The 13,012-nt window shown below is 43.7% G+C and carries 17 protein-coding genes; 8 read left to right on the top strand and 9 right to left on the bottom strand.

Annotation, left to right across the window (positions count from 1 at the left end; all coding sequences use genetic code 11):
* Nucleotides 1-7 precede the first annotated feature (7 nt).
* On the top strand, nt 8-1,192 hold the full coding sequence (locus tag QUB11_RS14325; RefSeq protein WP_333200815.1) for a restriction endonuclease: 1,185 nt from the start codon (nt 8-10) through the stop codon (nt 1,190-1,192).
* Between the two features lie 277 nt (nt 1,193-1,469).
* On the opposite strand, the gene QUB11_RS14320 is transcribed toward QUB11_RS14325, so the two are convergent.
* Nucleotides 1,470-1,901, bottom strand: coding sequence for an HNH endonuclease signature motif containing protein (locus tag QUB11_RS14320; protein ID WP_333200817.1), 432 nt, complete (start codon nt 1,899-1,901; stop codon nt 1,470-1,472).
* A gap of 5 nt (nt 1,902-1,906) precedes the next feature.
* The gene (locus tag QUB11_RS14315; protein ID WP_333200819.1) at nt 1,907-2,278 is read right to left on the bottom strand and encodes a hypothetical protein; all 372 of its coding nucleotides are present in this window, start codon (nt 2,276-2,278) and stop codon (nt 1,907-1,909) included.
* Nucleotides 2,279-2,821: 543 nt separating this feature from the next.
* Here QUB11_RS14315 and QUB11_RS14310 point away from each other — a divergent pair.
* Nucleotides 2,822-3,064 carry a hypothetical protein gene (locus tag QUB11_RS14310; RefSeq protein ID WP_333256437.1) on the top strand — a complete coding sequence of 81 codons (243 nt, stop codon included), beginning with the start codon at nt 2,822-2,824 and terminating at the stop codon, nt 3,062-3,064.
* A gap of 102 nt (nt 3,065-3,166) precedes the next feature.
* Here QUB11_RS14310 and QUB11_RS14305 read toward each other — a convergent pair whose 3' ends face one another.
* The 6 genes from QUB11_RS14305 to QUB11_RS14280 all read right to left on the bottom strand — a co-directional run bounded on the left by QUB11_RS14305 (nt 3,167) and on the right by QUB11_RS14280 (nt 5,610).
* Nucleotides 3,167-3,520 (bottom strand): DUF5615 family PIN-like protein, encoded by a 354-nt coding sequence (locus QUB11_RS14305; protein ID WP_333025693.1) that lies wholly within the window; start codon nt 3,518-3,520, stop codon nt 3,167-3,169.
* Between the two features lie 4 nt (nt 3,521-3,524).
* Nucleotides 3,525-3,851 (bottom strand): DUF433 domain-containing protein, encoded by a 327-nt coding sequence (locus QUB11_RS14300; RefSeq protein ID WP_333144268.1) that lies wholly within the window; start codon nt 3,849-3,851, stop codon nt 3,525-3,527.
* Between the two features lie 62 nt (nt 3,852-3,913).
* Nucleotides 3,914-4,285 (bottom strand): helix-turn-helix transcriptional regulator, encoded by a 372-nt coding sequence (locus QUB11_RS14295; RefSeq protein ID WP_333390955.1) that lies wholly within the window; start codon nt 4,283-4,285, stop codon nt 3,914-3,916.
* Nucleotides 4,286-4,723: 438 nt separating this feature from the next.
* Complete coding sequence (locus QUB11_RS14290) at nt 4,724-4,849, bottom strand: hypothetical protein (RefSeq protein WP_333200823.1); 126 nt, start codon at nt 4,847-4,849, stop codon at nt 4,724-4,726.
* 2 nt (nt 4,850-4,851) lie between these two features.
* Nucleotides 4,852-5,214, bottom strand: coding sequence for a hypothetical protein (locus QUB11_RS14285; protein WP_333200825.1), 363 nt, complete (start codon nt 5,212-5,214; stop codon nt 4,852-4,854).
* Between the two features lie 33 nt (nt 5,215-5,247).
* Nucleotides 5,248-5,610, bottom strand: coding sequence for a papain fold toxin domain-containing protein (locus tag QUB11_RS14280; protein ID WP_333200827.1), 363 nt, complete (start codon nt 5,608-5,610; stop codon nt 5,248-5,250).
* Between the two features lie 464 nt (nt 5,611-6,074).
* Between QUB11_RS14280 and QUB11_RS14275 the strand changes: the two genes are divergently transcribed.
* The 4 genes from QUB11_RS14275 (at nt 6,075) to QUB11_RS14260 (ending at nt 11,047) form a co-directional block, all read left to right on the top strand.
* Entirely contained in the window at nt 6,075-8,549 is a 2,475-nt protein-coding gene (locus tag QUB11_RS14275) for a phosphoketolase family protein (protein WP_333390936.1), read from the top strand.
* 144 nt (nt 8,550-8,693) lie between these two features.
* Nucleotides 8,694-9,698, top strand: a complete 1,005-nt coding sequence (locus tag QUB11_RS14270) for an AAA family ATPase (RefSeq protein ID WP_333390933.1) — start codon at nt 8,694-8,696, stop codon at nt 9,696-9,698.
* The gene (locus tag QUB11_RS14265) at nt 9,691-10,380 is read left to right on the top strand and encodes a DUF3226 domain-containing protein (RefSeq protein ID WP_333390930.1); all 690 of its coding nucleotides are present in this window, start codon (nt 9,691-9,693) and stop codon (nt 10,378-10,380) included. Before QUB11_RS14270 ends, QUB11_RS14265 begins: the two co-directional genes overlap by 8 nt.
* A gap of 28 nt (nt 10,381-10,408) precedes the next feature.
* The gene (locus QUB11_RS14260; protein WP_333390927.1) at nt 10,409-11,047 is read left to right on the top strand and encodes a histidine phosphatase family protein; all 639 of its coding nucleotides are present in this window, start codon (nt 10,409-10,411) and stop codon (nt 11,045-11,047) included.
* A gap of 40 nt (nt 11,048-11,087) precedes the next feature.
* Here QUB11_RS14260 and psaK read toward each other — a convergent pair whose 3' ends face one another.
* Nucleotides 11,088-11,348: a photosystem I reaction center subunit PsaK gene (gene psaK / locus QUB11_RS14255; protein WP_333390924.1), complete on the bottom strand. Its 261-nt coding sequence runs from the start codon at nt 11,346-11,348 to the stop codon at nt 11,088-11,090.
* A gap of 228 nt (nt 11,349-11,576) precedes the next feature.
* Here psaK and QUB11_RS14250 point away from each other — a divergent pair, with 228 nt between their 5' ends.
* Together QUB11_RS14250 and QUB11_RS14245 are read left to right on the top strand one after the other, a co-directional pair.
* Nucleotides 11,577-12,788 carry an acetate kinase gene (locus tag QUB11_RS14250; RefSeq protein ID WP_333390921.1) on the top strand — a complete coding sequence of 404 codons (1,212 nt, stop codon included), beginning with the start codon at nt 11,577-11,579 and terminating at the stop codon, nt 12,786-12,788.
* Between the two features lie 8 nt (nt 12,789-12,796).
* On the top strand, nt 12,797-12,988 hold the full coding sequence (locus tag QUB11_RS14245; protein ID WP_333390919.1) for a hypothetical protein: 192 nt from the start codon (nt 12,797-12,799) through the stop codon (nt 12,986-12,988).
* Nucleotides 12,989-13,012 lie beyond the last annotated feature (24 nt).

The raw sequence follows: 13,012 nt of genomic DNA, 5'->3' as shown, positions 1-13,012 counted from the left end.
TAATCATATGCAAGACGTTCGCCTTGAGAAAAATATTGAAGACCTCAAATCAGTTATCCGTTCGTGGGCGCAACAAAAAGAATTATGGGACGATTGCGAATTTAAGTCATGGAATGAATATTTTGATGATGAACCACCAGAAAATCCATGCGTTTTAGTTCTCTGTGCTTCTGGGCAACTTGGCGCAATTCTAAATGACTTATGTAATGAACTATACGATGAATTTGACGAACTAACTCGGAATACTGGGTTCTACTTCGAGAATGAGGGATGGCGAGTATTTACATTTTGGGTTATTGATGATGAAGAGTTAGAAGAAGCATATCGTAACTACTTTGAATGGCGATGGATTTGCGATTTAGTACAACCAGATTTTTCGGATCTGTATGAAGAGGTTTATGAACGGTTTCATAAATCTCCTGATGATTTATACCACCTCGATCCCAGGAAGTTTGAGGTTTTACTTGATGGGATATTTCGTAATAACGGGTATCACACTAAACTTGGTTCTGGTCGATCTGACGGTGGTGTAGATATTCGCCTGTATTCTAACGATGTGATTGGTGAAGTTGTGACTCTAGTGCAAGCTAAGAGATACGCCACATCCAATCCAATCGATCTTCAAGCAGTACAAGCTTTAAGTGCTGTTGTTGAAGACGAACGAGCAAATCAAGGACTCTTTGTAACAACTTCACGATACTTGCCTTGTGCTCAACGCTTCGCCGCTAGACAAAAGACACGGATAAAATTAGCAACTTCAGATGAGGTGAGTCGCTGGTCTTTTTACGCCGCCGAGCGTATTATTCGTGATAAATCTAGTCTAGTAAAACCTGACCACTTGAAATATTTACTCAATTTAAATGGTTTAACAGATGGGCTGGAAGGTAAGATTTTTCATGCTACTAAATACTATGGGATGATTCTGAACTGTTTTGCGATAGTTCTTCGAGAGTCAAAAGGAGCTGCTTTACTCATGGAACTCCCAACGACTAAGGTCAGTATAGTTGGTGATCCTCTTCGAGGATACGAGATACCAGATACAGGGATTGCTGCTCTTTCCTATTTAAAGGCAGAAAAGGTGTTCAGAGCAAAAAAGAAGTACAAAGATGATGGTGAACTTTATCTTTGGGGAAATCTAGATGGTTATTCTCTTTGGGATGGTATACCTCAGTATTACGATTGGGCTGATTAATAATGATCATTAGACATCTCCAATAATTATTGTGCAACAGGCATCTTGCCTGTTCAAAATAGGAAATTCTTGCTATGACTCTTACTCTTTTCTTTCTTAACTGGTAGCATTAATGCCCCCTTCAGATTTAATGTTGAACCTTTCCATTATAGCTCCACAATTAAACATCTGGATATCTAATATAAATTATTCGGGTGCATCTCAGTTTGGCAAATACATCAAGTGGAAAGTTGACCATTGAGCGGCCGCAGCGGTTTTATATTGACAATAATATCTGTTATGAAATACTTGAATCTGTGGGCGGATGCCATCCAGCACTAACCCACTGACGCCTGACAGTAACAGCAATATTATTGTTTAGTTGTAGTGCTGTGACTGTTGCGCGACCGCAATCTGTAAGTCCAATAATTTCTGTAGCGTCTTCACTCCAAGCAAAATTTTGTGACCATTGTTGAGTGCGCGGATTAAACAACTTAACGTGCTTTTGCGTGACCCGATCTAATGCGTCAGTTTGGGTTCCTTTGTAATTATTGCACAGACTACAAGCTGGCCAGAGATTTTCTTCCTCGTCAGTACCGCCAATCGCTTTAGGAATAATATGGTCAATTTCCAGTATTCCCAAAACATACATTTGTAAACTGCGACAATAACCGCATCGGTTTTGAGCTTGTGCGCGAACTCTGGCTCGAACTTGTTCGGAAATCGCCATTTTGCTTATCCTTTTAATGGTTCCAGCAAGCCGCGCCGCACAGCTTCATTTAAGGCTTGAGCTTGTCGCAATAGTCGAGTTTCATATATGTGGATTAATGCCTGCAATTCATCACGTTCTACAGATGCGATAGTACCGGATTGTTGGCGGTCTAGCAATTCACTCAATCGTTGTTCTTGGAGTGGTTGCAGCCGGAGTTGAGTCTGAGTGATTACTTCTGAATCAGACAGTGCTGATACTGGTTTAGCGGTTGGTAAGAGAAAATTTTCCAGAGTTTCTACTAGAATCTCACTCACGGTGCGGTGGCGTTGCTGCGCTAGCAATTCTGCTTGGTGATAGACTTCATCTGGCAGATTTAGGGTGATTTGGGCGGTCATAGGTGCAAAGCTATGAAACTAATATTTATATTATGCCATATTTTACTTTGAGTATTAGACATCTGCCAAAAAGAAATGAAGCAGGATCTCGCTTGCTAAAAATACGGCGACTGCGACAAAGTAGAAAACCAAGTGAAATTAGTTTAGTTTTCACTCATCCCAGAAACCCGGTTTCTTTAAGAAACCGGGTTTCTTTATTTGTAAAACACTAGACAAGAGGGCAAAAATAGGTTTGTACTTCAATCCTTAAAATTCTCTGATCTTCCTTTGTCTCATAAACGTCTGCGCGGTTCCATCGCCCCTATTTTTTTTGAGACATCTCAACTCAAACTCTTGTCAAGCCTACCTTTTCAGTTGACTTGTCACCCGTCAGCAAAATCATCCTATTTACTTATTGACAATTGTGGCTATCTGTTAGATTGTCATGGATCGAACATATAAGGTTAAAAATTGTATCATAAGCAACAGAAAGTACCCAATCTTTTATGTACCGCTCTACAATGGACAAAAGAAACAAGATTAAGAGGCGCGATCGCTATGGGTATGAATGAAAATCTAGACTGGGAAGAAGCATTTGAGTACCGAGCGGGCTTGACAGTGGAGTTGAAGTCCCAGCCCGGGGTTTTGCATACGATCGCTTACTATGAAGTGATGATGGTACCGCCCATCTGGTTAGAAAATGACCCGCGTCCCCGGTATTCTCACGAACTGCGAGTCGTTTCCCACCAGCCAACTGTGTCCAATATTTGCCGGATTTCAGAGTGCCCTGTTTTAGTCGCCTCCTAGGTTTTTTCAGCGGGAAATATCGGCGATGGCATTTAGCCAGCAATCAAACCGATGCAGTGATTTTCGGATTGAGATTGCTGTAGTTTACTTTTTGGCGATCGCTTAAGATATAGATGGCGACCCAGAACGATAGACGCGAATCAATTGACCTGTTAATGTTGCAAGTGAGGAAATAGCTTCATTAATGTTAGTCGCCATTCTTGCTAAGTCATCATCGGCCTTACAGACAATAATACCAGCATGGTCAGGCTGTGAGCTGTGCAGTCTAATAAAATGACGGCGATTGAGAGTTAAAACAGCTCGATTTTCATTGACTGCAAAAGCTAACACTTCTTCGTCAGGAATTTTTTGGTTATCTTTTCCGGCTTCTTGCACTGTCAGAATATTGTGCCCCATCTGGCGCAGCAATTCTACAACCTCTCTGGGAAATTGTTCGTCACCATAAAGACGCGCCATCATTTCAATCCTCGTCATTTTCGCGGATAGCTATTTCAATTTCATCGGGAAAAGCTGCCGCATAAGTCCAGGCATTTGCTAAATCAGTAGCGGTTAGTGTGGGATAGTTATCTAAGAGTCGAGACTCGTTCATACCCAAGCGACGAAAACTTTCCAGTACCCAAACAGGAATGCGAGTGTTTCTGATACAAGCATCACCGCCGCAGACACCGGGAGTCTTGCTAATTCCTTGCCAGGTGTTGGCTAAGTTCTGGGTTAATAATTGGATGATTTGAGCTTTCTCGGTTGGCGTTAAAGCCAGAAGTTGCGCTTCTAATTCTTTGATAGTCATAGAATTTTTGGGATTTAGGAATTATATAGATATTTGATATTGTAGGGCGATCGCCCTATTAGTTAGGTTTCTTGCAAAACGTTGTGAATTAATTCTGCTGCTAGTTCTAACTTATCGCGCTGAGTCAGGGCTTCCATGTCAACGGTGACGACTGAGCGGCGCTTGGGTGCGGGTGCGGCTGGGGGTGCGGCGGCGGGCAATTCCAGGGTTTCGTAGAAATAATCGATAGGTTTGCTGTAGACGGCGGCGAAGGCGGGTAACTCCCTCTCGGCGTCTACTTTGCGCTTGCCGTTTTCGATAGTAGAGAGCGTCTGCTGGCTCATGGTGATGTCGTAGTTGATCTCTAACTGCTCAGTGACCTGCTCTTGAGTCAGGCCAAGGAGTTCACGGGTTGCGCGGAGACGCTGGCAAGCGTGAAAATGCCATGTCTGAATATCGGATAATCGTGTATTTACCAGAAAATCCTATAAATTTTGTTGACAAAGCTCCACAAGATAAAATAGTATTACTCAATATAATCTTGTAAAGCTCGAATCATCATCAAGTACCCAGTACAAATTTCCCACCAGTCAAAGTCTGTTTGTCAATATCTTGAGAAAGGAATTAGCAGTCTTCGGAAGTATCAAGTTTTTGTTGGTAGTATCGCGCTCTTAATATTGAGTATATCTCTGCCAGCTAATGCTCAATCAAAGACTCCTGTAACGGAGCAATTTGATGCCACAGGAACGACACCAAATGCCAATCTATGGCGCGACGAGTATAGGAAATTTTACCGCATCAGGCTCAAGCCAGATGGTACTTTCATGACTGATACTACTGAAATAACAGATGAATTTGGTGTGACTGGAAAAACACCAAATAGCAATGAATGGTTAAAAAGAGTCAGTCAGACTTTCTAGCTGTTGGTGCAGGTAAGGAAGTAAGTAAGAACATTGAAAGGCGATCGCACTTTTTTCAACATCTCGATGAAAGTGCGATCGCCAAAATCTATGGGTCATATCTATCTGTGACTGATAACTGTCTCCCCTTTAGCCTCAACCTCATCAACCTTTAAAGTTTTATCCCGCTGCCAAAACTCATCCAGCAACTTAAAAAAATACTCAAACCCCTCCTTTTCATCCACTGAGTAAAGCATGATAATTTTTGCCCAAGAATTCACCGACAGTACCTTAAACCGTCTCTGCAACCAAGGCTGAAACTCCCCGAAAAACTCATTTTCCTGTTCGCTTGACTCAATTCCTAATTCTCGCCTCGCTGTTTTATAACCCGCCAAAAACATAAACAAATCGCTAACCGAATGTTTTCCAATATACATCCCCGGTCTAGCTTTTATTTTTTGTATAATCTCAAGCAATCCACTCATCCTTACCTCTTGTTTGAGCTTGACACTTCCATTTTACAAACTTTCTAACTCTTCGACAACAAATTGCTCACTCTGACAGTGAAAATCCTTAACCCATTCTTCCCTTAACATCCCATCTGTTGACAGGTTGTCAAAGACTAGACCTGCCACTTCAACGCCATAATGTTTACCGTTCACTGTAATCGATTCTTCAACTCCCAGACGTTCTAGACGTTCGCTGATAATGTAATCTTCCTCCTGATATCTTGTTCTCAGTCTCAGAATCTTTCCCTGAATGCCTTGTTGTTCTAGCCATTCCATAACAGCTACAGCACAGCGATCGCATTCAAGAATCTTGAATTGACGTACTATCTTTTTAATTTCTTGATAAATCTCTAAATTAGAAAAATTGCTCACCCTTTTACCCTGAGCCTAGACAAACATACAGAACTCTACCAGAAAAGGAGTCAGCAGACAATTCGCCTGCATAAATAAAATTTAATTCACATATAAATCATTACGAGTTCTACCTTGAGAAGTATCTTTTTGGGGACTTGCACAGCACATCCGGCGACCCGCTGCACATACGTATCAGGTGCACAGTGCACACTCTCCGCAAACTCTTGTGTAAATCCTATTTTATATTACTGAATTCCTTGATCCCCGAAAATTTTCATCTTTCTTCCATCAAAAGCGTGCGATATTTAGCCAGAAATTAACATTGATTTAAACTTTTATTTAGGCATAAACGAGCTAGAATTCAATAGTTTGCGTGGAAGACATGGAGGTTAAATACAAAAAGTCTGCTATAACAAATTAATATCGATCGCACTTCTCGATCGCACTTTACAAAACAACCACAACTTAGGAGTCAATCGCTGATGATGCTAGGAACAACCGATCTCCCGCAATTAAAGCCGCTTTCCGACTCAGAACTACACAAAATGAACGCCTACTGGCGGGCGGCAAACTACCTATCCGTCGGACAAATCTATCTCCTCGACAACCCCCTACTCAAAGAACCCCTCAAAATCGAACACGTCAAACCGAGACTCCTCGGACATTGGGGCACTACTCCAGGCCTCAATTTCATCTACGTTCACCTCAACCGGATCATCAAAGCCCAAGACCTCAACGCCATCTACATCGCAGGCCCTGGACACGGCGGGCCGGGCTTGGTCGCCAACACCTATCTCGAAGGCACTTACAGCGAATATTACTCGAACATTTCCGAAGATGAAGAGGGTATCAAACGGCTATTCAAACAGTTCTCCTTTCCCGGCGGTATCCCCAGCCACGTCGCCCCGGAAACCCCCGGTTCGATTCACGAAGGTGGCGAACTCGGCTACGCCCTCGTCCACGCTTACGGTGCCGTCTTCGACAATCCCGATTTGATTGTGGCGGCTGTTGTCGGTGACGGGGAAGCCGAAAGCGGCCCCTTGGCTGCTAGCTGGCATTCTAACAAGTTTCTCAACCCGGTTCGGGACGGGGCTGTGTTGCCGATTTTGCACTTGAATGGCTACAAAATTGCCAATCCAACGCTGTTGGCCCGCATTCCGCAGGAGGAATTGGAAAGTTTGATGGTCGGTTATGGCTACAAACCTTATTGGGTGGAAGGTTCAGACCCGGAAACCATGCACCAGTTGATGGCTGCAACTCTCGATACCGCGATCGGCGAAATTAAGGCGATTCAGGAAAAAGCCCGGACAGAGGGCTATTCGGGTCGTCCCCAATGGCCGATGATTGTGATGAAAACTCCCAAAGGCTGGACGGGGCCGAAGGAAGTTGACGGTAAGAAAACTGAGGATTATTGGCGATCGCACCAAGTCCCACTTTCGGAAATGGCTTCTAAGCCCGGACACGTCCAACTCCTCGAAGATTGGATGAAAAGCTACAAGCCGGAAGAACTCTTCGACGAAAACGGCAAGTTACTTCCCGAATTAGCAGAACTCGCACCCAAGGGATCTCGACGCATGGGGGCCAATCCCCACGCTAACGGCGGCCTGCTGCTGCGAGACTTGAAAATGCCGAAATTTGAAGACTACGCCGTTGACGTGCAAAAACCGGGCACTGTAATGGCAGAAGCAACCCGCGTTTCCGGCCGCTTCCTGCGAGACGTGATGACACTGAATCAGGAAAACGCCAATTTCCGCATTGTCGGGCCTGACGAGACGGCCTCAAACCGCCTCGATCCGGTGTTTGAAGTGACGAACCGGGTGTGGGCGGGGGAAATTTTGCCCGAAGACGATCACATCTCCCCCGACGGCCGGGTGATGGAAGTCCTCAGCGAACATCTATGTCAGGGATGGCTGGAAGGCTATTTGCTGACGGGACGCCACGGCTTTTTCTCTTGTTACGAGGCGTTTATTCACATCATCGATTCGATGTTCAACCAACACGCCAAGTGGTTGAAAACTACTCGTCACATTCCTTGGCGCCGACCGATCGCATCTCTGAATTACTTACTAACTTCTCACGTTTGGCGACAAGACCACAACGGTTTTTCTCACCAAGATCCGGGTTTTATCGACCACGTAATTAACAAGAAAGCGGAAGTGGTGCGGATTTATTTGCCGCCAGATGCGAATACTTTGCTGTCAGTAACGGATCACTGTCTCCGCAGTCGCAACTATGTCAACGTGATTATTGCAGGGAAGCAGCCGGCATTGCAGTATTTGGATATGGATTCTGCGATTAAACACTGTACCGCCGGCATCGGCATTTGGGAGTGGGCTAGCAATGATAAAGGCGGCGAACCGGATGTGGTGATGGCTTGCGCGGGTGATGTTCCGACGCTGGAAACTTTGGCTGCGGTTGACATTCTCCGCCGAGATTATCCTGATTTAAAAGTACGGGTGGTGAATGTGGTGGATTTGATGACGCTGCAACCTGCTAGCGAACATCCCCACGGTTTGTCTGACAAGGATTTTGATACTTTGTTCACGAAAGATAAGCCGGTGATTTTTGCTTTTCACGGCTATCCTTGGCTGATTCACCGCTTGACTTATCGCCGGACAAATCACTCGAATATTCACGTTCGGGGTTACAAGGAAGAGGGAACGACTACGACGCCGTTTGATATGGTGGTGATTAATGACCTCGATCGATTCCATTTAGTTGGAGATGTACTCGATCGCGTTCCCAAACTGAGTTCTGTCGCAGCTTACGGCAAACAAGCTATCCGTGACAAGCTGATCGAACACAGGCACTATATCAACGAACACGGCGACGATATGCCGGAAATCCGTGACTGGCAGTGGCCGCACGCGGGCGCGGTTTCGTCGGAAGCGCCGAAGGAAACGAAAGATCCGACAACGACAGGAGATCAAGCCGTGCGATCGGGTGCTCCTGGGTAGGTGCGATCGCTTCTCGACCTCTGCGTGAATCTGCGTTAATCTATTGTCATCTGCGGTTAACAAATTCTCTTTTTTTAACCGTAGATACAGGCAGATTAACACAGATTAACGCAGATGAGTTAGATTAATTCAACAGGAGCTGTAATGCTGAAAGAAATAGAAATCCAAAATTTTAGGTGTTTTGAGCAAATCAAAATTTCTGGGTTTGAAAGAGTCAATTTAATCGGCGGTAAAAATAATGCTGGCAAGACAGCCTTGCTAGAAGCAATTTTTCTCAATTTTGCTCCCGATGCTAGCAGTCTCGTAATCCTAAGAGATCTAAGAAGAGAGCCATCAAAAGCCCTAGAAGCTATGCCTGATAGAGCCTGGGACAACTTATTTTATGCACTAAAAAAAGATAGATTTATAGTAATTATTGGCAAAGACGACAACAATAACACCGATCGATTAGAAATTAAAGTAGAAATCAATTCAATTAAAAATAAGATAAATTTTGAGTTCATGAGAAACGAAGACCAATCTACTTGGTCATTATCACCGGTTGCTGCCGGAGGTTTACTCAATTTTCGCATTTCTCTTGACGAAGTACCAATCATTCCCTCCTGGCTCAGGATTTCGGGAAAAAAACTCACAGAAGCATACGATAACGCGCGTTTGGATGACAAAGATAGCGAAGTTTTGAAAGCTTTTCAAATTCTCGATCCTACAATCGAATCAGTAGAGAGTTTTTCGATTGGGGAACCCACGCTATACTTAAGAAGAAAGGGCGAAAAGCGTTTGCCTTTATCATTGTTTGGAGATGCCATTAACAGAGTTGCAGAAATAATCCTTAAACTGGTAAACAGTGAATACAAAATCTTGCTAATCGATGAGATAGAAAATGGCATACATTATACAAGCCAGCGGGAGTTTTGGAGAGTGTTATTTCGGTTAGCGGTTGAACTGGATACCCAGATTTTTGCGACAACTCACAGTTTAGAGATGCTGCAAGCATTTGCTGATGTTGGTTTAGAACCAAATCAGGAATGTAGCAGCGCATATTTTGAACTAGCCAAGAAACCGAAAACCGCTCAAATAATCGGCATCCGGCGCGATTTGGAAACCTTGAATTACGCACTAGAGCATCAAAAAGGAGTGAGAGGTGAGTAATATTGTCATAGTAGAAAGTAAAAATGATGCAATTTTTATGCAGGCAATGGTTAAGAAACTAAACTGCGATGTCCAGGTAGAAAAACCTATTTATATAGATGATTATGAACGTTTGGAAGGCTTGAGCGAAACAAAGTTAATCACTACTTTAAAAGCTTTAGAAGCAGACATTCAAAAAAGAGATATAGAAAAAATTGGGATTATTATTGATATTGATAACTATTCAGAAGCAGAGCGGCTGGAATTCGTAAATGAATGTATACAACAGGTGTTTGAATCAGAAGAAACATTGTCAAGCACTAAACAATTTATCGATATTTGTGGAGATAATGGAACAAAGGCAAAATTGGCTTGTTACTTTACAAATTTTGAAGGTCAAGGCGAACTGGAAACGCTTTTAAAGGCAATCAAGGCTAGAGAATCTCCTCATGCTGATTGTTTGGATAGCTGGAAAACTTGCATAGAAAGCCAGGGACAGCAAATTAACCAGAAAGGTTTTGATAAATTCTGGGTGAGCATCTATCTCAGGTATGATACTTGCTCAGATAACGAACAGCAACAAGCTGGCAGAAAATGCACTATGTCTGGGTTTGATTATGTTATGAAACACAAAAAAGATATTTGGGATTGGGATAATCCTGCTCTCAATGATTTGAAGGAGTTTTTTACACTCTTTTGCTAACATAGTAAAATTCACACACAATTAACTCATGAGCTTAAAAATCTACTTTGTACGACACGGTGAAACGACTTACAGCCAAACAGGTGGCTTCTGTGGCGCTATCGATCCAGAATTAACGCCCGTAGGTTCTCAAATGGCAGAACAATTTGCTGCTACTTACGCAAAATTGCCTTGGAATGCTGTTTATGTCAGTCCGATGAAACGCACAATTGCTACTGCAAAACCTTTGTGCGATGCTGTGGGAATTGAAATGCAGCTTCGCGACGGACTGAGGGAAATTAAGTACGGTGAGTGGGAAGGCAAAACAGTAGAAGAGGTCAAAGAAGAATACGAAGAAGATTATATTAATTGGCTGACTGAACCTGCTTGGAATGCACCAAACGGCGGCGAGACTTCGGTGCAAATTGCCAGTAGAGCTTCCTTAGTTATTGCAGAAATTGAGGAAAAATATAAGAATGGAAATGTGTTGGTTGTCTCGCACAAAGCAACTATTAGGATTATTCTGTGCAGTCTGTTGGGGATTGATTTGGGACGTTATCGCGATCGCATTGCCGCTTTAGCAGCTTCTGTCAGTATTGTCAAGTTTGATGTTCGCGGGCCGCTGCTGGAAGTTTTGGGCGATCGATCGTACATGGATGAAACTCTCCGCAATTTACCCGGTACTTGAAATTGCGGGTAAGGTGCGGGAGCGCACCTACATTCTGCAACTAAATCGCGCCTATGTTAGACAATCCTAAAATAGCACCTGCTCCTAAAATATGACCAAAGGCAGTAGTTCCCAAAACTGCACCCAAACTCAAACCGCCGAACATACTCGATGAGGGCATTGCTGGGCCTGTGCTAGGATTCTTGATCGTTGATTTGCCGATCGCAATAGCTAAAATATTGCAAAGAATCATAATCAAACCGATCGTGGGGCTCCACTCTATGGTTCTGGGGGCAACGGCAAGTAAAATTGGTGTAAACATCGATCGACTCCTTATACTTTAGTCAATGAAAATGTGCATAGAAGATATATCAAAAAAATGCAACTGTTAGCTACACATTGCATTAATAGTTAATTTTTCGACATTTTTCTTAATAATTTTCCCAGGATCTCAAGGTTTCTTAGTCTGTGCAGGCGGATGAAAGTTTGACAAGACGCGATTTCAATCGCCTAGCGATCGAAAGAACGAATCAACAGGACATAATAAAGCATGAAAATACTGGTGTTAAATGCGGGTTCTAGCAGTCAAAAGAGCTGTCTTTACGAGTTAAACGATGTCCTCCCCGATCGACCTTTGCAACCCCTCTGGGAGGCTCAAATTGATTGGACTCACCAGCAGGGTATAGCAGAGTTGAAAGTCAAAACAGCAAAAGGCGATCGGCTTGAGGAGGAATTTGCATCCGAGTCTCGCGAAGATGCTATTTCTCGAATGCTGCAGAGTCTTTGGAGGGGAAGAACTCAAACAATTAATGATTTAAAAGAGATTGATATTGTCGGCCACCGCGTCGTACACGGCGGACAAGATTATCAGCAAAGTACGTTAATTTCGCCGGATGTTAAAAAGGCGATCGCCCGTTTATCTGTTTTCGCCCCCGTTCACAATCCGGTTAACCTCGAAGGTATCGAAGCGGTTGAAAAAATCCTCCCAAATGTGCCACAAGTAGCAGTATTTGATACAGCTTTTCACGCACAATTGCCGCCCGCAGCCTTTGTTTATCCCGGCCCCTATGAATGGCTGGAAAATGGGATTCGGCGCTACGGTTTTCACGGGATTAGCCATCAATATTGCGCGCGTCGGGCCGCCGAAATTCTGGGTCAAGATTTGGCAGATTTGCGGTTGATTAGCTGTCATTTGGGCAACGGATGTTCTCTGGCGGCCATTCGCGGTGGCTGGAGTGTTGACACGACGATGGGATTTACGCCTTTGGAAGGTTTGATGATGGGAAGTCGATCGGGTTCGATCGATCCAGGCATCCTCATTCATCTGTTAAAACAATCCGATTTTACTGCTGAGAAACTTGATGGTATTCTCAATCGAAATTCAGGTTTAAAAGGGATTTCAGGGGTGTCTAGCGATCTGCGGCAGATTGGAGATGCGATCGCCCAAGGTAATCAGAGAGCTCAACTTGCTTTGGATATTTACATCCACCGTTTGCGTGCCGGAATTGGTGCCATGCTGGCGAGTTTGGGAGGGTTGGATGCTTTAATTTTTACGGCGGGAGTTGGGGAAAATTCTGCTCTTGTACGGGCTGCAGCTTGCGAAGCTTTTGGATTTATCGGGTTAAAATTGGATGAGGAGAAAAATCAACATTCATCGATCGATCGAGATATTGCAGCAGTGGATTCTGCGGTGAGAATTTTGGTAATTCACACACAGGAGGATTGGGAAATTGCGCGAGAAAGCTGGAAACTTTCTCACTAAATTATTGTATGAATTCCTGCAACCGCGATGCCCATTCAGCTTCGCAGCAGGTCAACAATCACCACCAGCGCCACCGAAATATATCTAATTCATCTGCGTTAATCAGTGTTTATCTGCCCTCATCTGCGGTAAAAAAAAGAGAATTTATTCACCGCCCCGGACAATGGATTGACGCTGATTTAGGAGCGCGAATTAAATAACTTACAATTTTAATTGTTATTGTG

The organism is Microcoleus sp. B6-A1, assembly GCF_036705085.1.
In the GTDB taxonomy this organism is placed as follows: domain Bacteria; phylum Cyanobacteriota; class Cyanobacteriia; order Cyanobacteriales; family Microcoleaceae; genus Microcoleus.
Note: the sequence above shows the minus strand (reverse complement) of the source record. Positions and strands in the feature narration are given on the sequence as shown.